The 20,954-nt window shown below is 58.4% G+C and carries 20 protein-coding genes; 15 read left to right on the forward strand and 5 right to left on the reverse strand.

Features of this window, described 5'->3' with window-relative positions; translation table 11 throughout:
- Window positions 1-18 precede the first annotated feature (18 nt).
- Window positions 19-753 (forward strand): response regulator transcription factor, encoded by a 735-nt coding sequence (locus tag AB4O09_RS00835; RefSeq protein ID WP_003196155.1) that lies wholly within the window; start codon window positions 19-21, stop codon window positions 751-753.
- A gap of 65 nt (window positions 754-818) precedes the next feature.
- Here AB4O09_RS00835 and gabP read toward each other — a convergent pair whose 3' ends face one another.
- The 5 genes from gabP to dnaA form a co-directional block, all read right to left on the reverse strand.
- On the reverse strand, window positions 819-2,213 hold the full coding sequence (gene gabP, locus AB4O09_RS00840) for a GABA permease (RefSeq protein ID WP_013691936.1): 1,395 nt from the start codon (window positions 2,211-2,213) through the stop codon (window positions 819-821).
- Window positions 2,214-2,513: 300 nt separating this feature from the next.
- Window positions 2,514-4,931 carry a DNA topoisomerase (ATP-hydrolyzing) subunit B gene (gyrB, locus tag AB4O09_RS00845; protein ID WP_027912872.1) on the reverse strand — a complete coding sequence of 806 codons (2,418 nt, stop codon included), beginning with the start codon at window positions 4,929-4,931 and terminating at the stop codon, window positions 2,514-2,516.
- 5 nt (window positions 4,932-4,936) lie between these two features.
- On the reverse strand, window positions 4,937-6,040 hold the full coding sequence (gene recF / locus AB4O09_RS00850; protein WP_003196148.1) for a DNA replication/repair protein RecF: 1,104 nt from the start codon (window positions 6,038-6,040) through the stop codon (window positions 4,937-4,939).
- Between the two features lie 20 nt (window positions 6,041-6,060).
- A complete protein-coding gene (gene dnaN / locus AB4O09_RS00855; RefSeq protein WP_003196145.1) occupies window positions 6,061-7,164 on the reverse strand; it encodes a DNA polymerase III subunit beta in 1,104 nt (367 codons plus the stop codon).
- A gap of 39 nt (window positions 7,165-7,203) precedes the next feature.
- Complete coding sequence (gene dnaA / locus AB4O09_RS00860) at window positions 7,204-8,730, reverse strand: chromosomal replication initiator protein DnaA (RefSeq protein WP_003196144.1); 1,527 nt, start codon at window positions 8,728-8,730, stop codon at window positions 7,204-7,206.
- 566 nt (window positions 8,731-9,296) lie between these two features.
- On the opposite strand from dnaA, the gene rpmH reads away from it, so the two are divergent.
- The 14 genes from rpmH to AB4O09_RS00930 all read left to right on the forward strand — a co-directional run bounded on the left by rpmH (window position 9,297) and on the right by AB4O09_RS00930 (window position 20,933).
- Window positions 9,297-9,431, forward strand: coding sequence for a 50S ribosomal protein L34 (gene rpmH, locus AB4O09_RS00865; protein WP_003213577.1), 135 nt, complete (start codon window positions 9,297-9,299; stop codon window positions 9,429-9,431).
- Window positions 9,432-9,447: 16 nt separating this feature from the next.
- Entirely contained in the window at window positions 9,448-9,849 is a 402-nt protein-coding gene (gene rnpA / locus AB4O09_RS00870) for a ribonuclease P protein component (RefSeq protein WP_003207107.1), read from the forward strand.
- Complete coding sequence (yidD, locus tag AB4O09_RS00875; protein ID WP_010465488.1) at window positions 9,842-10,087, forward strand: membrane protein insertion efficiency factor YidD; 246 nt, start codon at window positions 9,842-9,844, stop codon at window positions 10,085-10,087. The genes rnpA and yidD overlap by 8 nt, the downstream gene beginning before the upstream one ends.
- Window positions 10,088-10,089: 2 nt before the next feature.
- Entirely contained in the window at window positions 10,090-11,772 is a 1,683-nt protein-coding gene (gene yidC / locus AB4O09_RS00880) for a membrane protein insertase YidC (RefSeq protein ID WP_003207105.1), read from the forward strand.
- Between the two features lie 79 nt (window positions 11,773-11,851).
- Window positions 11,852-13,222 carry a tRNA uridine-5-carboxymethylaminomethyl(34) synthesis GTPase MnmE gene (mnmE, locus tag AB4O09_RS00885; RefSeq protein ID WP_003207104.1) on the forward strand — a complete coding sequence of 457 codons (1,371 nt, stop codon included), beginning with the start codon at window positions 11,852-11,854 and terminating at the stop codon, window positions 13,220-13,222.
- Window positions 13,223-13,786: 564 nt separating this feature from the next.
- Window positions 13,787-15,685 (forward strand): tRNA uridine-5-carboxymethylaminomethyl(34) synthesis enzyme MnmG, encoded by a 1,899-nt coding sequence (mnmG, locus tag AB4O09_RS00890; protein WP_038858557.1) that lies wholly within the window; start codon window positions 13,787-13,789, stop codon window positions 15,683-15,685.
- A 5-nt stretch (window positions 15,686-15,690) separates the two neighbouring features.
- On the forward strand, window positions 15,691-16,326 hold the full coding sequence (gene rsmG / locus AB4O09_RS00895; RefSeq protein WP_013694637.1) for a 16S rRNA (guanine(527)-N(7))-methyltransferase RsmG: 636 nt from the start codon (window positions 15,691-15,693) through the stop codon (window positions 16,324-16,326).
- Between the two features lie 18 nt (window positions 16,327-16,344).
- Window positions 16,345-17,142, forward strand: a complete 798-nt coding sequence (locus AB4O09_RS00900) for a ParA family protein (RefSeq protein ID WP_003207100.1) — start codon at window positions 16,345-16,347, stop codon at window positions 17,140-17,142.
- A 9-nt stretch (window positions 17,143-17,151) separates the two neighbouring features.
- On the forward strand, window positions 17,152-18,024 hold the full coding sequence (locus AB4O09_RS00905; RefSeq protein ID WP_003207098.1) for a ParB/RepB/Spo0J family partition protein: 873 nt from the start codon (window positions 17,152-17,154) through the stop codon (window positions 18,022-18,024).
- 148 nt (window positions 18,025-18,172) lie between these two features.
- Window positions 18,173-18,580: a F0F1 ATP synthase subunit I gene (locus AB4O09_RS00910; RefSeq protein ID WP_013694636.1), complete on the forward strand. Its 408-nt coding sequence runs from the start codon at window positions 18,173-18,175 to the stop codon at window positions 18,578-18,580.
- Between the two features lie 16 nt (window positions 18,581-18,596).
- Complete coding sequence (gene atpB, locus AB4O09_RS00915; RefSeq protein ID WP_003207096.1) at window positions 18,597-19,466, forward strand: F0F1 ATP synthase subunit A; 870 nt, start codon at window positions 18,597-18,599, stop codon at window positions 19,464-19,466.
- A gap of 131 nt (window positions 19,467-19,597) precedes the next feature.
- The gene (atpE, locus tag AB4O09_RS00920) at window positions 19,598-19,855 is read left to right on the forward strand and encodes a F0F1 ATP synthase subunit C (protein ID WP_003097235.1); all 258 of its coding nucleotides are present in this window, start codon (window positions 19,598-19,600) and stop codon (window positions 19,853-19,855) included.
- 58 nt (window positions 19,856-19,913) lie between these two features.
- On the forward strand, window positions 19,914-20,384 hold the full coding sequence (locus AB4O09_RS00925; protein WP_003187193.1) for a F0F1 ATP synthase subunit B: 471 nt from the start codon (window positions 19,914-19,916) through the stop codon (window positions 20,382-20,384).
- A 12-nt stretch (window positions 20,385-20,396) separates the two neighbouring features.
- Window positions 20,397-20,933: a F0F1 ATP synthase subunit delta gene (locus AB4O09_RS00930; protein ID WP_003207094.1), complete on the forward strand. Its 537-nt coding sequence runs from the start codon at window positions 20,397-20,399 to the stop codon at window positions 20,931-20,933.
- Window positions 20,934-20,954: the final 21 nt, after the last annotated feature.

The raw sequence follows: 20,954 nt of genomic DNA on the forward strand, positions 1-20,954 counted from the left end.
ATCAAGGAATCGCATTCCATGCGTGTCGCCATACTGGACGATGAACCGGCCGAGCTGCGCCGGGTAGAACAGACCCTGCAACAAATCCCCGGCAGGGGCGAGCAAGGCTGGACCCTGCACAGCTTTGAGCGAGGCGAGGACTTGTTGCGGCAACTGCGCCGGGAAACCTTCGACCTGTTGATCCTCGACTGGCAATTGCCCGACATCAGCGGGCTTTCATTGCTGCGCTGGACCCGCGAGCACATGGATTCGCCACCGGCCGCCATCATGCTGACCAGCCGCGACGGCGAGCACGACATCGTCCAGGCCCTCAACGCCGGCGCCGACGACTATGTGAGCAAACCCTTCCGGCCCAACGAGCTCAAGGCCCGGGTCACCGCTGTGCTGCGCCGTCACAACCTGCAGCGCGCGCCCGCCAGCGACGTGCTGGTGTTCAACGACCTGGCGTTCGACGACGCCGAGCTGACCATCACCCGCGCCGGCATTCCCATCAGCCTGACCGAGCGGGAATACCGCCTGGCCCGGTGCCTGTTCGCCAACCTGGGCCGGCCGCTGTCTCGGGAGTATTTCTACGAACGCTTCTGGACCCACGAGGAAATGACCTCGTCCCGCCCGCTCGACACCCATATCTATCGCCTGCGCAACAAGCTCGGCCTGACGGCAGATCGGGGTTGGCAATTGCTGACTATTTATGGGTATGGGTATCGGTTGGAGAGTGTGGCTGCGGGAAGCGAAGCGTCTGTCGCGAGTTAGCAAAAAAGGCCAACGCATGAACGTTGGCCTTTTTCGTTGGAGCGGATGAACCCAGGGTGATCAGCTCACCTGGCCATCTGTAGCCCTTTTCCTGCCTTGGCGATCCGACGGCGCTGCACCAGCAACCCGGACGCGACGACCAGTACGCTGAGCAGACCGGTCGCGAGGATTTCCACGCGGTGGGCTTCCTGGAACAGCATGATGGTCAAGGCTCCCACGATGAAGACGATCACCGCGTAGGTCAGGCCGGGGAACAGCCACATGCTGAAGGCGACTTTTTCACCACGCGCCATGCGCTGTTTGCGCATGCGCAGTTGCGAAATCGCGATGACCAGGTACACCAGCAACGCAATGGCGCCGGAGCTGGCCAGCAGGAATTCGAACACGGCGGCCGGAGCCACATAGTTGGCGAACACGGCGAGGAAGGCCGCCCCGGTCGACAGCATCACCGCCCAGTAAGGCGTACCGCTCTTGTTGGTGCGCTGGGAAACGGCCGGCGCATCACCACGCTTGCCCAACGAGAACATCATCCGCGAAGCCGTATACAGCGCCGAGTTCAGGCAGCTCGTGACCGCCACCAGGACGACGATATCGACGATCAGTTTGGCATTGGGGATGCCCATGCGCTCCAGCACCGTCTGGTAGGAACCGACGCTGGCCAGGATCGGATCGTTCCACGGCACCAGGGCGACGACGATGAAGATGGAGACGAGATAGAACAAGCCAATCCGCCAGATGACCGAGTTGGTCGCCTTGGAAATCTGCTGGCCCGGGTTCTTCGATTCGGCCGCCGCAATGGTCACGATCTCGGTGCCCATGAACGAAAACATGGTGGTCAGGATTGCCCCCAACACCGCGCCCATACCGTTGGGCAGGAAGCCCTGGGTGTCGAACAGGTGCGAAACACCGCTGACCTGGCTGGTGGGCAGCAAGCCGAAGATCGCCATCACACCCAGGCCAATGAAGCCGATGATCGCCACCACCTTGACCAGGGCGAACCAGAATTCGAATTCCCCGTAATTCTTCACGCTGAACAGGTTGGTGACCGTCAGCAGCAGGGTGATGACCAAGGTGAAGGCCCAGATTGCCACGTTCGGAAACCAGGCATGCAGGATCGTCGCGGCGGCGTTGGCCTCCAGCGGAATCACCAGGACCCAGAACCACCAGTAGAGCCAGCCGATGGTGAAACCGGCCCAATGACCAATCGCACGGTCAGCATAGGTCGAGAAGGAACCGGTGTCCGGCGATGCCACCGCCATTTCACCCAGCATCCGCATCACCAGTACCACCAGGGCACCCGCGGCAGCGTAAGCCAGCAGCACGGCTGGACCTGCCGCTGCGATAGCGTGGCCGGAGCCAACGAAAAGGCCAGCGCCGATGACGCCAGCGATGGATAGCATCGTCACATGCCGGGGTTTGAGCCCTTGCTCCAGATGATTGGAAGTTTGCGTACCGCTCATTGAGACTACCCTTGGAATTGGATTTATTCGTGTCACCTCGTACCCACCGCTCCCCTGTCAATTTAAAGAAACGATGTGTAATTTATTTAACACGCAAGTTCTACGCCAGAAAATCTGAGGGCCCGTTATCCGGGGCTCTCAATCAATTCCTAACCTATTGAGCGTGAAGGCTTTGTGCCAAGGTGTTACCGAGTTACACCACTTATTACCCACAGGCCTGAAAACGGTGCACGTTTTTCAAACGTAAAAAAAAGCCAACGCATAAGCGTTGGCTTTTTTGGAGTGGTGCTGCTGAAGGGATCAGAAATCCAGGTTGGATACCGCCAACGCATTGCTCTCGATGAAGTCACGACGAGGCTCGACCGCATCACCCATCAGGGTGTTGAAGATCTGGTCCGCGCCAATGGCGTCTTCGATGGTGACTTTCAGCATCCGGCGCGAGCCTGGATCCATGGTGGTTTCCCACAGCTGATCCGGGTTCATCTCGCCAAGACCTTTGTATCGCTGGATGGTGTGGCGCTTGGTGCTTTCGGCCATCAGCCATTCAAGGGCTTCCTTGAACTCGGTCACGGCCTTCTTGCGTTCACCACGTTGGATGTACGCACCTTCGTCCAGCAGCGTGCTCAGTTGCGCGCCGAGGGATACGACGGTCTTGTAGTCGTTGCTGCCGAAGAAGTCGCGGTTGAAGGTGACGTAGTTCGACAGGCCGTGGGAGATCAGTTCGACCTCCGGCAGCCAGACGTTACGTTCACGGTCTTCACGCAGGCTGGCTTTGTAGACCAGGCCGGATTTCTCGACAGTGCGCAAGCGCACTTCGTACTGGGCCAGCCAATCCTGCATCGCTGCGTGATCGGACAGTTGCTCCAGGCTCACGGCTGGCAGGTAGATGAAGTGCTCGGTCAGTTCCTGTGGGTACAGGCGCGACAGACGCTTGAGGGTCTTCATCACCAGGCGGAAGTCATTCACCAGGCGCTCAAGGGCTTCACCGGAAATGCCTGGGGCATCTTCGTTCAGGTGCAGGCTCGCGTCTTCCAGGGCCGACTGCGTCATGTACTCTTCCATGGCGTCGTCGTCTTTGATGTATTGCTCTTGCTTGCCTTTCTTGACCTTGTACAGCGGCGGCTGGGCGATGTAGATGTAGCCGCGCTCGATCAACTCCGGCAACTGACGGAAGAAGAATGTCAGCAGCAGCGTACGGATGTGCGAACCGTCGACGTCAGCATCGGTCATGATGATGATGTTGTGATAGCGCAGCTTGTCGATGTTGTACTCTTCGCGGCCAATACCGCAGCCCAACGCCGTGATCAAGGTGCCGACTTCCTGGGAGGAAATCATCTTGTCGAAGCGCGCCTTCTCGACGTTCAGGATCTTGCCCTTGAGCGGCAGGATGGCCTGGGTGCGGCGGTTGCGACCCTGCTTGGCGGAACCGCCAGCAGAGTCACCTTCCACCAGATACAGCTCGGACAGGGCAGGGTCCTTTTCCTGGCAGTCGGCCAGTTTGCCCGGCAAGCCGGCGATGTCCAGCGCGCCTTTGCGGCGGGTCATCTCACGGGCCTTGCGCGCCGCTTCACGGGCACGGGCGGCGTCGATCATCTTGCCGACCACCAGCTTGGCTTCGTTCGGGTTTTCCAGCAGGAAGTCGGAGAAGTACTTGCCCATCTCCTGTTCAACTGCGGTCTTCACTTCGGAAGACACCAGCTTGTCCTTGGTCTGGGAGCTGAACTTCGGATCCGGCACCTTCACCGAGATAATCGCGGTCAGGCCTTCACGGGCATCGTCACCGGTGGTGGCGACTTTATGCTTCTTCGCCAGGCCTTCCTGTTCGATGTAGTTGTTCAAGTTGCGGGTCAGCGCCGAACGGAAGCCCACCAGGTGGGTGCCGCCGTCGCGCTGCGGGATGTTGTTGGTGAAGCACAACAGGTTCTCGTTGAAGCTGTCGTTCCACTGCAGGGCGATTTCCACGCCGATGCCGTCTTCACGCTGGACGTTGAAATGGAACACCTGGTTGACCGGGGTCTTGTTGGTGTTCAGGTACTCAACGAACGCACGCAGGCCGCCTTCGTACTTGAACAGCTCTTCCTTGCCGCTGCGCTCGTCCTTGAGGACGATGCCGACACCGGAGTTGAGGAAGGACAGTTCACGAATCCGCTTGGCCAGGATGTCCCAGCTGAAGTGGATGTTCTTGAAGGTTTCGCTCGAAGCCTTGAAGTGGATCTGGGTGCCTGTGCTTTCGCTGTCGCCAACGATCGCCATCGGTGCCTGGGGCACGCCGTGGATGTAGGTCTGCTCCCAGATCTTGCCGCTGCGGCGAACGGTCAGGACCAGTTGTTCGGACAGCGCGTTCACTACCGATACACCTACGCCGTGCAGACCGCCGGATACCTTGTAGGAGTTGTCGTCGAACTTACCGCCTGCGTGGAGGACGGTCATGATGACCTCGGCGGCGGAAACGCCTTCCTCTTTATGCACGTCTACCGGGATGCCACGGCCGTTGTCGCGAACGGTGATGGACTCATCCGGGTGGATGATGATGCTGATGTCGTCGCAATGGCCGGCGAGGGCTTCGTCGATGGAGTTGTCGACCACCTCGAACACCATGTGGTGCAGGCCGCTACCATCGTCGGTGTCACCAATGTACATACCGGGACGTTTGCGTACGGCATCCAGGCCTTTCAGCACTTTAATGCTCGTTGAGTCGTACGTATTTTCTTCGCTCAATGCCTTCACTCCCGATGGTCGTGGGTCTGGGTGATACGGCCCTGTTCCACGTGGAACAGAGCGACTGGCGTTTCCGTCTGCCAGCCTTCCCTCAATAATTCGTGGTCTACACAGGTGATGAACACCTGGCAGCGTAAGTCTTCCAGCAAGCGGCATAGCGCGCGGCGGTGGGCTTCGTCCAGCTCGGACGGCAAGTCATCCACCAGATAAATACACTGACCACGGCGGGCCTGGCTGACCAGATGCCCCTGGGCTATGCGCAAGGCACACACCACCAACTTCTGCTGCCCCCGGGACAAGATGTCCGCGGCGTTATGTGCGCCCAATCTGAGACGCAAGTCAGCACGTTGTGGTCCGGCCTGGGTATGGCCCATCTGCTGGTCCCGCTGCAGCGAGCCAGCCAACACGGTGCTCAGTTCCCGGTCCTTGTCCCAGCCTCGGTAATAGCTGAGCGTCAGGCCCTCAAGCTCAACCAGCTCGCTCAAGGTCTGCTCGAAGACCGGTTTCAAGGCTTTGATGTAAGCGCGGCGGTATTCATCGATTTCAGCGCTGGCCTGGCACAGTTCCCTGTCCCAAACCGCTTGCGAAACGGCGTCAAGTGTACCATGTCGCAGCCAAGAGTTTCGCTGGCGCAGCGCCTTCTGCAGGCGTTGCCAAGTCGTCATGAAACGCGGTTCCACGTGGAACACGCCCCAATCGAGAAATTGCCGACGAATCTTCGGTGCCCCCTCCAACAGACGGAAGCTGTCCGGGTTGATCAACTGCAATGGCAGGATCTCGGCCAGCTGTGCCGCGCTACGGGCGTTCTGCCCATCGATGCGGATCTGGAACTCGCCTTGCCGGTCCCGCGATATCCCCAGGGCACTATGGCCGCCTTCTGCCAGTTCCACCTGCCCGAACACGGTGCATGCCAGTTGATCGTACTGGATGACTGGTAATAGGCGGGTGCTGCGAAACGAACGGGCAAGCCCGAGCAGGTGCACGGCTTCCAGGACGCTGGTTTTGCCGCTGCCGTTGGCGCCGTAAAGGATATTGATGCGGGGGGAGGGGGAGAAGGTCACCGGGTGCAGATTGCGCACCGCGGTGACCGAGACGCGACTTAAGGACATCTAGCTTCTGCTGGGCATGATTACAGACGCATCGGCATGACAACGTAAGCCGAATCGTCGTTATCGGACTCTTGCACCAGCGCACTGCTGTTGGAGTCGGACAGGATCAGACGCACTTGCTCGGTGGTCATCACGCCAAGCACGTCGAGCAGGTAGCTGACGTTGAAGCCGATTTCCAGGGAGCCGCCGTTGTACTCAACGCCTACTTCTTCTTCCGCTTCTTCCTGCTCCGGGTTGTTCGCCTGGATCTTCAGCTGACCATTGGCCAGTTGCAGGCGGATGCCACGGTACTTCTCGTTGGAGAGAATCGCGGTACGGCTGAAAGCTTCGCGCAGCGCCTGGCGATCGCCCAGGACCAGCTTGTCGCCACCTTTTGGCAGCACGCGCTCGTAGTCAGGGAATTTGCCGTCTACCAGCTTCGACGTGAAGGTGAACTCGCCGGTGGTGGCGCGGATGTGGTGCTGGCCCAGCACGATGCTGACGTTGCCGTCCGGCTCGGTCAGCAGGCGGGCCAACTCTAGGATACCTTTGCGCGGCACGATCACCTGGTGGCGATCCGGCTGACCAATATCGGCCTGCATCGAGCACATGGCCAGGCGGTGGCCGTCGGTGGCGACGGCGCGGATGACGCCAGCCGACACTTCCAGGAGCATGCCGTTGAGGTAATAACGCACGTCCTGCTGGGCCATGGCGAAACTGGTGCGTTCGATCAGGCGACGCAATTTGCTCTGGTCCAGGCTGCAGGTCAGCGAACCCGGGCCTTCTTCCACAGTCGGGAAATCGTTGGCTGGCAGCGTGGACAAGGTGAAACGGCTGCGACCGGCCTTGACCACGAGCTTCTGCTCATCGACCTTGATGTCGATCAGCGCGTCGTTGGGCAGGCTCTTGCAGATGTCCATCAGCTTGCGCGCCGGCACGGTGATGGAACCCGGATCGGCCGGTTCTTCAAGTTGCACACGACCGACCAGCTCGACTTCCAGGTCGGTACCGGTCAGCGACAGTTGCTGGCCTTCGACAACCAGCAGCACGTTGGAAAGTACCGGCAAGGTCTGGCGGCGTTCGACGACGCCTGCGACCAGTTGCAGGGGTTTCAACAGGGCTTCGCGTTGAATGGTGAAATGCATGGTCTAGTCCCTTGCCTTAATAAGCTGCGCTGGTGGTCATCAAGTGGTCAGTGTACGCAGCAGGTTCTTGTAGTCCTCGCGGATGTCCGCGTCGGATTCCTTAAGTTCGTTGATCTTGCGGCAGGCGTGCAGCACGGTGGTGTGGTCGCGTCCGCCAAACACATCGCCGATTTCCGGCAGGCTGTGGTTGGTCAGTTCCTTGGACAGGGCCATCGCCACCTGACGCGGACGTGCTACCGAACGCGAACGGCGTTTGGACAGCAGGTCGGAAATCTTGATTTTGTAGTATTCCGCAACGGTTCGCTGAATGTTATCCACAGAAACCAATTTGTCCTGAAGTGCCAACAGATCCTTCAAGGATTCGCGAATCAACTCGATGGTAATGTCGCGACCCATGAAGTGCGAGTGAGCGATCACCCGCTTGAGGGCACCTTCGAGCTCACGCACGTTGGAGCGAATACGCTGAGCGATGAAGAACGCGGCGTCGTGAGGCAGCTCGACCTTGGCCTGGTCGGCTTTCTTCATCAGGATCGCGACCCGGGTTTCCAGCTCGGGCGGCTCGACGGCCACCGTCAAGCCCCAGCCGAAACGCGACTTGAGGCGTTCTTCAAGGCCTTCGATTTCTTTCGGGTAGCGGTCACTGGTGAGAATGACCTGCTGCCCGCCTTCAAGCAACGCGTTGAAGGTGTGGAAAAACTCTTCCTGGGAACGCTCCTTGCGGGCGAAGAACTGAATATCGTCGATCAGCAAGGCGTCCACCGAACGGTAGAAACGCTTGAACTCGTTGATCGCGTTCAGCTGCAGCGCCTTGACCATGTCGGCCACGAAACGCTCGGAATGAAGGTACACGACCTTGGCATTCGGGTTCTTCTTTAATAGATGGTTGCCCACCGCGTGCATCAAGTGGGTCTTACCCAAGCCTACGCCACCATAAAGGAACAGCGGGTTGTAGCCGTGCTTGGGATTATCCGCGACCTGCCAGGCTGCCGCGCGGGCCAGTTGGTTGGATTTACCTTCGACGAAATTCTCGAAGGTAAAGGTCCGGTTCAGGTAGCTGGTGTGCTTGAGCGCACCTTCGACCTGGACGGTGCGCTGTTCGGCCCGCACTGGCGCCTGCTGGGAGCTGGCACCGGCCATCGGGTCGAAGCTGTCCCGGGAGGGTTCTTCACTGACCTCGGCGACCTTTTGTGCGTTGCGTTTGCTCGGGGCGGGCGCGGGTGCCGGGGCAGCATGGTTGTTAACCGGTGCCGTTGCAGCCTGCTGGGCCTGTGACGCTGCGGCGGCCAGCGGCGCGTTGGGTGCGGCACGCGGTGCCGAGCTGCGCTTGCTGCCTATTAATAAGGACAACGCAGGCGCCATGCCATTGCCATGCTCGTCGAGCAGTTCCATGACCCGGCCCAGGTACTTTTCGTTGACCCAGTCGAGAACGAAACGGTTCGGTGCATAGACACGCAACTCGTCGCCTTCGGCTTCGACCTGTAGTGGACGGATCCAAGTGTTGAATTGTTGGGCAGGCAGCTCATCGCGCAAAAGCTCCACGCACTGCTGCCAAAGTTCCACTGACACGGATATCCCCTAAGTTGAAAGCCGGTGAGGCAAAAACAAGCGGCCATTGTAGCGATCAGACGCCCACTTATCCACATGCAGCTTGCTGATCGCCCATGATTTATCAATGCGTTAACTGCAAGAAAGACGACGGGCGGTCGGTGGATAAGCTCTGTGGATAACCGGGTCTGAGGTCGTTGCACAAGTGGGGGCGAAAGTCGGTGGATAACCGGCCTGTGGATAACCACCCATTCCACACACAGCTTATCCGACAGCGCAGCACAGGCTGGCCACTGCTTTCCCCTGTAGTTGTCATTCTCTGTACATGGCGGATTACAAGGCCTTAGCATGGTTATCCACAGACAGGTGGCTGCCTTGCTTTTATAAGCTTTACAGAAAAGCTTTAAATAATTCCCTTCTTTATTTCTATATCTAGCGTCGTGTGATGAATCCGCCCAAGCGCCTGGATATCTATTTAAAGGAAACGCTGGTTGGAAATTGACCTAGAGGCTTGCTTTCTCTAGAATCCCCGGTCTCTTAAAACGGGGGCCATTCCGGCCCGTTGTGGACGAACCAGGTAACACGACATGAAACGTACTTTCCAACCAAGCACTATCAAACGCGCTCGTACCCACGGTTTCCGTGCTCGCATGGCTACCAAGAACGGTCGTGCCGTCCTGTCGCGTCGTCGCGCCAAAGGTCGTGCGCGTCTGGCAGTTTGATAATCCGGCACTGGAGGTGAGTCAGGACTTCAGTCGGGAAAAGCGTCTGCTTACACCCCGGCATTTCAAGGCAGTCTTTGACTCCCCTACCGGCAAGGTTCCGGGGAAAAATCTCCTGCTCCTTGCGCGCAGTAACGATCTCGATCACCCCCGACTAGGGCTGGTTATCGGGAAAAAGAGCGTCAAGCTCTCTGTTCAGCGCAATCGCCTCAAACGTCTGATGCGCGAATCGTTTCGCCTTAACCAGGATTCACTGGTTGGATGGGACATTGTTATCGTCGCGCGCAAAGGTTTGGGTGACGTAGAAAACCCCGAATTGATTCAGCATTTCGGCAAGCTCTGGAAGCGTCTGGCCCGCAACAAGCCAGTACCAGCAGTCAACACCGAAACTGTAGGGGTAGACAGTCCTGATGCGTAAACTGGCACTCGTTCCGATCCAGTTTTACCGCTATGCCATTAGTCCTTTGATGGCCAGTCACTGTCGTTTCTACCCCAGTTGTTCCTGCTACGCGTACGAAGCCATAGAAAATCATGGCCTACTGCGCGGTGGCTGGCTGACCTTTCGTCGTTTAGGTCGCTGTCATCCGTGGAATCCCGGCGGTTATGACCCGGTTCCGCCTATCCCTACCTCCCGTTCTTCTTCGATGGCCGAGTAATCATGGATATCAAACGCACGATCCTGATCGTCGCCCTGGCAATCGTGTCCTACGTCATGGTCCTTAAATGGAACCAGGACTATGGCCAGGCTGCCCTGCCGACTCAGAATGTTGCAGCCAGCAATACCGCACCGAGCCTGCCGGATGCCCCAGTTGGCAACAACGCTGCCAGCAATGACGACATCCCGCGCGCGGCAAGCGATACCAGCGCTCCCGCCGAAGCCCCCGTGGCCGTAAGCAAAGATCTCATCCAGATCAAGACGGACGTGCTCGAGCTGGCAATCGATCCACAAGGTGGTGACGTCGCCCAGCTGAAGCTGCCGCTGTACCCGCGTCGCCAGGATCATCCGGAAATCCCGTTCCAGTTGTTCGACAACGGTAACGAGCGTACCTATCTGGCCCAAAGTGGCCTGATCGGTACCAACGGCCCGGATTCGAACCCGGCCGGTCGCCCGATCTACTCCGCCGAGAAGAAGACTTATCAACTGGCTGACGGTCAGGACCAATTGGTCGTGGACCTGAAGTTCAGCAAGGATGGCGTCAATTACATCAAGCGTTTCACCTTGAAACGTGGCCTGTATGACGTAACCGTCTCTTACCTGATCGACAACCAGAGCGCACAGCCCTGGTCTGGTGCGATGTTCGCGCAATTGAAGCGTGACGCCAGCTCCGATCCTTCTTCGAGCACTGCCACCGGCACCGCGACTTACCTGGGCGCCGCCCTGTGGACAAGTTCGGAGCCGTACAAGAAAGTGTCGATGAAGGACATGGACAAGGGCCCGCTCAAGGAAACCGTCCAAGGTGGCTGGGTTGCCTGGCTGCAGCACTACTTTGTAACAGCCTGGATCCCGCAGAAAGGCGACAGCAACGTCGTCCAGACGCGGAAAGACAGCAAAGGCAACTTCATCATCGGTTACACCGGCCCGACATTGACTGCCGCGCCAGGTGCGAAAGCCGAAACCAGCGCCATTCTGTATGCCGGTCCTAAAAGCCAGGCCGTGCTGAAAGAGTTGTCCCCAGGTCTGGAACTGACTGTGGACTACGGTTTCCTGTGGTTCATTGCCCAGCCGATCTTCTGGCTGCTGCAACATATCCACAGCATCGTCGGTAACTGGGGCTGGTCGATCATTTTCCTGACCATGCTGATCAAGGGTCTGTTCTTCCCATTGTCGGCCGCCAGCTACAAATCCATGGCTCGCATGCGCGCTGTGGCCCCGAAACTGGCCGCGCTGAAAGAGCAACATGGCGATGACCGGCAGAAAATGTCCCAGTCCATGATGGAGTTGTACAAGAAAGAGAAGATCAACCCGCTGGGTGGATGCTTGCCGATTCTTGTACAGATGCCCGTGTTCCTGTCGCTGTACTGGGTGTTGCTGGAAAGCGTGGAGATGCGTCAGGCACCGTTCATGCTGTGGATTACCGACCTGTCGATCAAGGATCCGTTCTTCATCCTGCCGATCATCATGGGTGCGACCATGTTCATCCAGCAGCAGCTGAACCCAACGCCTCCGGATCCGATGCAGGCGAAGGTCATGAAAATGATGCCAATCATCTTCACCTTCTTCTTCCTGTGGTTCCCGGCTGGTCTTGTGCTGTACTGGGTTGTGAACAACGTGTTGTCCATCACTCAGCAGTGGTACATCACGCGTAAGATCGAAGCGGCTACGAAAAAAGCCGAGGCGTAACTTGCTCTGTGGATAACCACACAAAACGCCCCCTAGTGGGGCGTTTTGCTATCTGCCACTTTTGTCTGGATATCGCTTTATGAGCGCACCGCGTGAAACCATCGCCGCCGTTGCCACTGCCCAAGGTCGCGGCGGTGTCGGCATCGTCCGTATTTCGGGGCCCTTGGCCAGTGTTGCGGCCAAGGCAATCAGCGGTCGTGAACTCAAGCCGCGGTTTGCTCATTACGGTCCGTTTTTCAGTGATGACCAGCAGGTCCTCGACGAGGGGCTGGCCTTGTATTTCCCTGGGCCGAATTCGTTCACCGGCGAAGACGTACTGGAACTGCAAGGGCATGGCGGCCCCGTCGTGCTGGACATGCTGCTCAAGCGTTGCCTGGAACTGGGCTGTCGCCTGGCGCGGCCGGGTGAATTCAGTGAACGGGCATTCCTCAACGACAAGCTCGACCTGGCCCAGGCCGAGGCGATCGCCGATTTGATCGAAGCCAGTTCTGCGCAGGCGGCACGCAACGCATTGCGTTCCTTGCAGGGCGCGTTTTCCCTGCGTGTGCATAACCTCACCGAACAGTTGATCGGCCTGCGGATCTACGTCGAGGCCGCGATTGATTTCCCGGAAGAAGAAATCGACTTCCTAGCCGATGGCCACGTGCTGAGCATGCTGGATAAAGTGCGCGATGAGTTATCCACAGTACTGCGCGAAGCCGGGCAGGGTGCCTTGTTGCGCGATGGGATGACCGTGGTGATCGCTGGGCGGCCGAATGCCGGCAAGTCCAGCCTGTTGAATGCCCTGGCCGGTCGTGAAGCGGCGATTGTCACCGAGATCGCCGGCACCACCCGGGACATCCTGCGTGAACATATCCACATCGACGGCATGCCGCTGCACGTAGTGGATACCGCAGGTTTGCGCGACACCGAGGACCAGGTGGAAAAGATCGGCGTTGAACGGGCGCTCAAGGCCATCGGTGAAGCCGATCGGGTCCTGCTGGTGGTGGATGCCACCGCACCGGAAGCGGACGATCCATTTGCCCTGTGGCCTGAATTCCTCGAAGTCCGCCCGGATCCGGCAAAAGTCACCTTGATCCGCAACAAGGCCGACCTGACCGGGGAAGCGATTGTCCTTGAGGTCAGCAACGACGGCCATGTGACCATCAGCCTGAGCGCGAAGGCGGCTGGCGAAGGCCTGGAATTGCTGCGTGAACACCTCAAGGCCTGCATGGGTTACGAGCAGACCTCGGAAAGCAGCTTCAGCGCCCGCAGGCGGCATCTTGAAGCCTTGCGCCATGCCAGTGCCGCCCTGGAACACGGTCGCGCGCAGCTGACCTTGGCGGGGGCGGGTGAATTGTTGGCCGAAGACCTTCGCCAGGCCCAACATTCCCTTGGGGAAATTACCGGGGCCTTCAGCTCCGATGACTTGCTGGGGCGGATCTTTTCCAGCTTCTGCATCGGTAAATAACCCCGCCTTTCAAACCGGGTTTGCCCTCGAAGCCTCTCGAGTCCAACGCAAACCCGGTTCCTCTCCTCTGTTTTTGACACGATTGCCCTTGATGGCGGCTTGCCTGTGGACGCTGCGGCGGTCCATCGCTGCGGTTTTCTGTGGATTAAGCCCTGTGAATAACTGCCATTGAGGTCGGTTGATAAACCCCCTTCAAAACTGAAGATAACCGCCTCTGTGGATAACAGGCCCATTCATCCACAGGCTTACACCGGTTATCCAAGCCCCTCATTGCCACCTGACCACAGGGTTTTGAATCTCTGTACATATTGAAAATAAAGGCCTGTGCAACGTTATCCACAGATAGGTGGCTCAGTAAGAATAAACATAAAAACAAAGATTTTATAAATTTCTTTCTTTTTAATTTCTTTAACCGCGAGTTTTCCACAGCTGGTTAAATTTTGTGCAAAGGGTTCTTTAGGAAAGGGGAAGTCCCTATACTTGCCGACCTGGCTCGAAAAACGCTCTGGCCAGGCTCAAGACCTATTTCCGAATTACCTGAATTAAGCAGGCACGAGGTGCGTGGTGGATTTCCCTTCCCGTTTTGAAGTGATCGTCATCGGCGGCGGTCATGCCGGTACCGAGGCAGCACTTGCATCAGCACGCATGGGGGCAAAAACCCTGTTGCTGACGCATAACGTGGAAACCCTCGGTGCCATGAGTTGCAACCCTGCCATTGGTGGGATCGGCAAAAGTCACCTGGTCAAGGAAATCGATGCCCTAGGCGGCGCGATGGCCATGGCCACCGATAAGGGTGGTATCCAGTTTCGCGTATTGAACAGCCGCAAAGGCCCAGCCGTGCGCGCTACACGCGCCCAGGCCGACCGAGTCCTGTACAAGGCCGCTGTCCGTGAAATCCTGGAAAACCAGCCGAACCTGTGGATATTTCAACAAGCGGCCGATGACCTGATCGTCGAGCAGGACCAGGTACGTGGTGTCGTCACGCAAATGGGCCTGCGGTTCTTCGCCGATTCCGTGGTGTTGACCACCGGGACCTTCCTCGGCGGACTTATCCACATCGGTTTGCAGAATTTTTCCGGCGGTCGCGCCGGTGATCCGCCGTCGATTGCTCTGGCTCACCGTCTGCGTGAGTTGCCATTGCGTGTCGGGCGCCTGAAAACCGGTACGCCACCTCGCATCGACGGCAAGTCCGTGGATTTCTCGGTGATGACCGAGCAGCCTGGCGATACGCCGATCCCGGTGATGTCGTTCATGGGCAACAAGGAACAGCATCCACGGCAAGTCAGTTGCTGGATCACCCACACCAACGCCCGCACCCACGAAATCATCGCGGCGAACCTCGATCGTTCGCCGATGTATTCCGCTGCCGGTGAAATCGAAGGTGTCGGCCCGCGCTATTGCCCGTCGATTGAAGACAAGATCCATCGCTTTGCCGACAAGGAAAGCCATCAGGTGTTCATCGAACCGGAAGGTTTGACCACCCATGAGTTGTATCCGAACGGGATATCCACAAGTCTGCCCTTCGACGTGCAATTGCAGATCGTGCAATCGATTCGCGGCATGGAAAACGCGCATATCGTGCGTCCGGGTTATGCGATCGAGTACGACTACTTCGATCCGCGCGACCTGAAGTACAGCCTGGAAACCAAAGCGATCGGCGGTCTGTTCTTCGCCGGGCAGATCAACGGCACCACCGGCTATGAAGAAGCTGGTGCCCAGGGTTTGCTCGCCGGAGCCAACGCCGCACTGCTCGCCAAGGGCAAAGACGCCTGGTGCCCGCGTCGCGATGAGGCGTACATCGGTGTGCTGGTGGATGACCTGATTACCCTGGGAACCCAGGAACCGTATCGGATGTTCACCTCCCGGGCCGAATATCGCCTGATCCTGCGTGAAGACAACGCCGACCTGCGCTTGACCGAGAAAGGTCGCGAACTGGGGTTGGTGGACGACGCGCGTTGGGCCGCGTTCTGCAAGAAACGCGAGAGTATCGAGCTGGAAGAGCAGCGGCTGAAAAGCACCTGGGTCCGTCCCGGTACCGAGCAGGGCGATGCCATTGCAGCGAAATTCGGCACGCCGCTGACCCACGAATACAACCTGCTCAACCTCTTGAGCCGCCCGGAAATCGACTATGCCGGGCTGGTGGAAGTGACCGGCCAGGGCGCGGAAGATCCACAGGTGGCCGAACAGGTCGAGATCAAGACCAAATACGCCGGTTACATCGACCGCCAGCAGGACGAAATCGCCCGTCTGCGCGCCAGTGAAGACACCAAGCTGCCTGTGGATATCGATTACACCGGCATTTCCGGGTTGTCGAAGGAAATCCAGAGCAAGCTCGGTGCGACCCGTCCAGAGACCCTGGGCCAGGCCTCGCGCATTCCCGGCGTCACGCCGGCGGCGATTTCCCTGTTGATGATTCATTTGAAAAAACGCGGCGCCGGCCGCCAGTTGGAGCAAAGCGCTTGAGTTCGATGGTCACCTCGCAACACGCTGAAGAGTTATCCACAGGTGCCCGTCAGCTCGGCGTCAGCCTGACCGAAGCCCAGCACGCGCAATTGCTGGGTTATCTGGCGTTGTTGATCAAATGGAACAAGGCCTACAACCTGACCGCCGTGCGCGATCCGGACGAAATGGTCTCGCGCCATTTGCTCGACAGCCTCAGTGTCATGTCCTTCGTCGAAAACGGTCGCTGGCTGGATGTCGGCAGTGGCGGTGGCATGCCAGGAATCCCGCTGGCGATACTGTTTCCCGACTCGCAAGTGACCTGCCTGGACAGCAACGGCAAGAAAACCCGCTTCCTGACCCAGGTCAAACTCGAACTCAAACTGGATAACCTGCAAGTTATCCACAGCCGCGTCGAAGCGTTCCAACCTGCCGAGCCGTTCAACGGGATCATCTCCCGGGCGTTCAGCAGCATGGAGAACTTCAGCAACTGGACTCGCCACCTGGGCGACGCCGATACGCGCTGGCTGGCAATGAAGGGCGTTCATCCGGCCGATGAGCTGGTAGCATTGCCGGCAGACTTCCACCTCGATAGCGAACACGCCTTGGCCGTACCCGGTTGCCAAGGCCAACGCCATCTGCTGATACTGCGCCGCACGGCATGATTGGGAACACAAGCAAGAATGGCTAAGGTATTCGCGATAGCGAACCAGAAGGGTGGTGTGGGCAAGACCACCACCTGTATCAACCTCGCAGCATCCCTGGTCGCGACCAAGCGCCGGGTGCTGTTGATCGATCTCGATCCACAGGGCAACGCCACCATGGGTAGCGGTGTGGATAAGCATGGCCTGGAAAACTCCATCTACGACGTCCTGATCGGCGAATGCGATCTGGGCCAGGCCATGCACTTCTCCGAACACGGCGGTTATCAACTGCTGCCGGCCAACCGTGACCTGACGGCGGCCGAAGTGGTGCTGCTGGAAATGCAGATGAAGGAAAGCCGTCTGCGCAGCGCCTTGGCACCGATCCGGGAAAACTACGATTACATCCTGATCGACTGCCCGCCGTCGCTGTCGATGCTGACCCTCAACGCCCTGGTGGCGGCCGATGGGGTAATTATCCCCATGCAGTGTGAGTACTTCGCATTGGAAGGGTTGAGCGACCTTGTGGATAACATCAAGCGCATCGCCGAACTGCTGAACCCGGACCTGAAGGTCGAAGGCCTGCTGCGGACCATGTACGACCCGCGCCTGAGCCTGATGAACGATGTTTCGGCCCAGCTCAAGGAACACTTCGGCGAGCAGCTCTACGACACGGTCATCCCGCGTAACATCCGTCTGGCCGAAGCGCCGAGCTACGGCATGCCGGCCCTGGCCTACGACAAACAATCCCGTGGCGCGCTGGCTTACCTGGCCCTGGCGGGCGAGATGGTTCGCCGTCAGCGCCGCAATCCACGCACCGCTGCAGCCCAGCCAACTTAAGGAAACCCCATGGCCGTCAAGAAACGAGGTCTCGGACGTGGACTGGATGCACTGCTCAGCGGTCCCACTGTCAGCTCGCTGGAAGAGCAGGCCGTCCAGGTCGATCAGCGTGAGTTGCAGCATTTGCCGCTGGACCTGATCCAGCGCGGCAAATATCAGCCGCGCCGGGACATGGATCCGCAGGCGCTGGAAGAATTGGCCCAGTCGATCAAGAGCCAGGGCGTGATGCAGCCGATCGTGGTCCGGCCGATCGCCAATGGGCGCTTCGAGATCATTGCCGGCGAACGTCGCTGGCGCGCCAGCCAGCAGGCCGGCCAGGAAACCATCCCGGCGATGGTCCGCGATGTGCCGGATGAAACGGCCATCGCCATGGCGCTGATCGAGAACATCCAGCGTGAAGACCTCAACCCGATCGAGGAAGCCGTGGCCCTGCAGCGCTTGCAGCAGGAATTCCAGCTGACCCAGCAACAAGTTGCCGAGGCGGTGGGCAAGTCCCGCGTGACCGTGGCCAACCTGCTGCGCCTGATTGCGTTGCCGGAAGTCATCAAGACCATGCTGTCCCATGGCGACCTGGAAATGGGTCATGCCCGGGCATTGCTCGGTTTGCCGGAAAATCAACAGGTTGAAGGGGCGCGACATGTTGTCGCACGCGGTCTGACTGTGCGCCAAACCGAGGCACTGGTTCGCCAGTGGCTGAGCGGCAAACCGGCCCCTGTCGAGGCACCCAAAACCGATCCTGATATCGCTCGCCTGGAACAACGCCTGGCCGAGCGCCTGGGCTCTGCGGTGCAGATCCGCCACGGAAAGAAGGGCAAGGGACAATTGGTGATTGGTTACAACTCCCTCGATGAGCTGCAAGGTGTCCTTGCACACATTCGCTGAAACAATTGCTCTTGTAGCGCGCAGTCGGAAATCACTACCTGACAGTTGAATAGGGGCAGAACCGCCCCTATACTCTGCGCGCATTTTGTCGGCACAAATTATGCCAAGTTATTGAATTATGGCGGCCGACTATTGGAGAGCAAAAGCGATGGAAACCCGCACGCCAAACCGCTTGCCGTTCCATCGTCTGGCAGTTTTCCCGGTTTTGATGGCCCAGTTCACCGTTGTACTGATCGCCGCATTGGCGCTCTGGCAATGGAAAGGAGTCGTCGCCGGATACTCAGGGCTTTGCGGAGGCCTGATAGCCTTGCTTCCCAATATTTACTTTGCTCACAGGGCCTTTCGGTTTTCCGGCGCCCGAGCAGCCCAGGCTATCGTCCGGTCTTTTTATGCCGGCGAGGCGGGGAAACTGATTTTGACGGCAGTGCTGTTTGCATTGACGTTCGCAGGTGTGAAGCCACTGGCGCCGCTGGCTGTATTCAGCGTCTTCGTGCTGACCCAACTGGTTAGCTGGTTCGCTCCCCTGCTAATGAGAACAAGACTTTCGAGACCTTAGGGCGTTTGAGGCAACCATGGCAGAGACAACCGCTTCGGGCTATATCCAGCACCACTTGCAGAACCTGACCTTCGGTCAGCTACCCAACGGCGGCTGGGGCTTTGCCCACACCGCAGCAGAAGCCAAGGAAATGGGTTTCTGGGCTTTCCACGTCGATACCCTCGGCTGGTCGGTCGCATTGGGTCTGATCTTCGTTCTTCTTTTCCGCATGGCGGCAAAGAAGGCGACTTCCGGTCAGCCTGGTGCACTGCAGAACTTCGTTGAAGTACTGGTCGAATTCGTCGATGGCAGCGTGAAAGACAGCTTCCATGGCCGTAGCCCGGTGATCGCACCGCTGGCACTGACCATCTTCGTCTGGGTGTTCCTGATGAACGCCGTCGACCTGGTACCGGTCGACTGGATTCCTCAGCTGGCCATCCTGATCTCCGGCGACCACCACATCCCATTCCGCGCCGTGTCGACCACCGACCCGAACGCGACCTTGGGCATGGCCTTCTCGGTCTTCGCACTGATCATTTTCTATAGCATCAAGGTCAAGGGCATCGGCGGCTTCATCGGCGAACTGACCCTGCACCCGTTCGGCAGCAAGAACATCCTGGTTCAAGCCCTGCTGATCCCGGTGAACTTCCTGCTGGAGTTCGTGACCCTGATCGCCAAACCGATTTCTCTGGCACTGCGTCTGTTCGGCAACATGTATGCCGGCGAACTGGTGTTCATCCTGATCGCTGTGATGTTCGGCAGCGGCCTGCTGTGGCTCAGCGGCCTGGGTGTAGTCCTGCAATGGGCGTGGGCTGTGTTCCACATCCTGATCATCACCCTGCAGGCGTTCATCTTCATGATGCTGACCATCGTCTACCTGTCGATGGCGCACGAAGAAAACCATTAAGGCCAGTCTCGACTAGTCTGATGTCCTTCCCGGTCAAACGGGAAGGAGCCCGAACCGGGCTGAGAAACGATTTGTTTTACCGCTTTAATCTAAAAAACCTAAACCATACGACGTAAAAGTCGGGAGGAAAGATGGAAACTGTAGTTGGTCTAACCGCTATCGCTGTTGCACTGTTGATCGGCCTGGGCGCACTGGGTACCGCAATTGGTTTCGGCCTGTTGGGCGGCAAGTTCCTGGAAGGCGCAGCGCGTCAGCCAGAAATGGTTCCAATGCTGCAAGTCAAAATGTTCATCGTGGCCGGTCTGCTCGACGCCGTGACCATGATCGGTGTTGGTATCGCTCTGTTCTTCACCTTTGCGAACCCGTTCGTTGGTCAAATCGCTGGCTAATTACTCGGATGTCTCGAGTAGATTGGTGTGATGGACAACGTAACTGCGAGGTGTTGGCGTGAACATTAATGCGACCCTGATTGGCCAGTCCGTTGCGTTCCTGATTTTTGTACTGTTCTGCATGAAGTTCGTATGGCCTCCGGTCATTGCGGCATTGCACGAACGTCAAAAGAAGATCGCTGATGGTCTGGACGCTGCCAGCCGTGCAGCTCGCGACCTGGAGTTGGCCCATGAGAAAGTGGGTCAGCAACTGCGCGAAGCGAAAGCTCAGGCAGCTGAAATCATCGAGCAAGCCAAGAAACGCGGTACCCAGATTGTCGACGAAGCCCGTGAACAGGCTCGCGTCGAAGCTGACCGTGTGAAGGCTCAGGCTCAAGCCGAGATCGAACAGGAACTCAACAGTGTCAAAGACGCGCTGCGTGCCCAAGTGGGTGCCCTGGCCGTTGGCGGTGCTTCGAAGATCCTGGGTGCCACAATCGATCAAAACGCGCACGCAGAGCTGGTTAACCAACTGGCTGCTGAAATCTAAGCGAGGGCGATCATGGCAGAACTGACCACGTTGGCCCGACCTTACGCTAAGGCGGCCTTCGAGCACGCTCAGGCCCACCAGCAACTGGCCAATTGGTCAGCCATGCTCGGCCTGGCTGCAGCGGTGTCGCAAGACGACACCATGCAGCGCGTGCTCAAGGCCCCGCGACTGACGAGCGCAGAAAAGGCCGCCACGTTCATTGACGTGTGCGGCGACAAGTTCGATGCCAAGGCACAGAATTTCATTCACGTCGTTGCCGAAAACGACCGTCTCCTGCTTCTGCCGGAGATCGCCACTCTTTTTGACCTGTACAAGGCCGAGCAAGAGAAGTCGGTAGACGTGGAAGTGACCAGTGCTTTCGCATTGAACCAAGAACAGCAAGACAAACTCGCCAAGGTTCTCAGTGCACGACTCAACCGGGAAGTGCGCCTGCAAGTCGAGGAAGACAAGTCCCTGATAGGGGGCGTTGTAATCCGCGCCGGCGACCTGGTTATCGATGGCTCGATTCGCGGCAAAATCGCGAAACTTGCCGAAGCATTGAAATCTTGAGTTTGAAGGGGCAGCAGAGCA

The sequence above is a fragment of the Pseudomonas sp. H1_F01 genome (assembly GCF_054681425.1).

What these genes read in the sequence shown, in the direction of transcription:
- AB4O09_RS00835 (WP_003196155.1), top strand. Translation starts at nt 19, where the DNA reads ATGCGTGTCGCCATACTGGACGATGAACCGGCCGAGCTGCGCCGGGTA.
- gabP (WP_013691936.1), bottom strand. Translation starts at nt 2,213, where the DNA reads ATGAGCGGTACGCAAACTTCCAATCATCTGGAGCAAGGGCTCAAACCC.
- recF (WP_003196148.1), bottom strand. Translation starts at nt 6,040, where the DNA reads ATGTCCTTAAGTCGCGTCTCGGTCACCGCGGTGCGCAATCTGCACCCG.
- dnaN (WP_003196145.1), bottom strand. Translation starts at nt 7,164, where the DNA reads ATGCATTTCACCATTCAACGCGAAGCCCTGTTGAAACCCCTGCAACTG.
- rpmH (WP_003213577.1), top strand. Translation starts at nt 9,297, where the DNA reads ATGAAACGTACTTTCCAACCAAGCACTATCAAACGCGCTCGTACCCAC.
- yidD (WP_010465488.1), top strand. Translation starts at nt 9,842, where the DNA reads ATGCGTAAACTGGCACTCGTTCCGATCCAGTTTTACCGCTATGCCATT.
- yidC (WP_003207105.1), top strand. Translation starts at nt 10,090, where the DNA reads ATGGATATCAAACGCACGATCCTGATCGTCGCCCTGGCAATCGTGTCC.
- mnmE (WP_003207104.1), top strand. Translation starts at nt 11,852, where the DNA reads ATGAGCGCACCGCGTGAAACCATCGCCGCCGTTGCCACTGCCCAAGGT.
- rsmG (WP_013694637.1), top strand. Translation starts at nt 15,691, where the DNA reads ATGGTCACCTCGCAACACGCTGAAGAGTTATCCACAGGTGCCCGTCAG.
- AB4O09_RS00900 (WP_003207100.1), top strand. Translation starts at nt 16,345, where the DNA reads ATGGCTAAGGTATTCGCGATAGCGAACCAGAAGGGTGGTGTGGGCAAG.
- AB4O09_RS00905 (WP_003207098.1), top strand. Translation starts at nt 17,152, where the DNA reads ATGGCCGTCAAGAAACGAGGTCTCGGACGTGGACTGGATGCACTGCTC.
- AB4O09_RS00910 (WP_013694636.1), top strand. Translation starts at nt 18,173, where the DNA reads ATGGAAACCCGCACGCCAAACCGCTTGCCGTTCCATCGTCTGGCAGTT.
- atpB (WP_003207096.1), top strand. Translation starts at nt 18,597, where the DNA reads ATGGCAGAGACAACCGCTTCGGGCTATATCCAGCACCACTTGCAGAAC.
- atpE (WP_003097235.1), top strand. Translation starts at nt 19,598, where the DNA reads ATGGAAACTGTAGTTGGTCTAACCGCTATCGCTGTTGCACTGTTGATC.
- AB4O09_RS00930 (WP_003207094.1), top strand. Translation starts at nt 20,397, where the DNA reads ATGGCAGAACTGACCACGTTGGCCCGACCTTACGCTAAGGCGGCCTTC.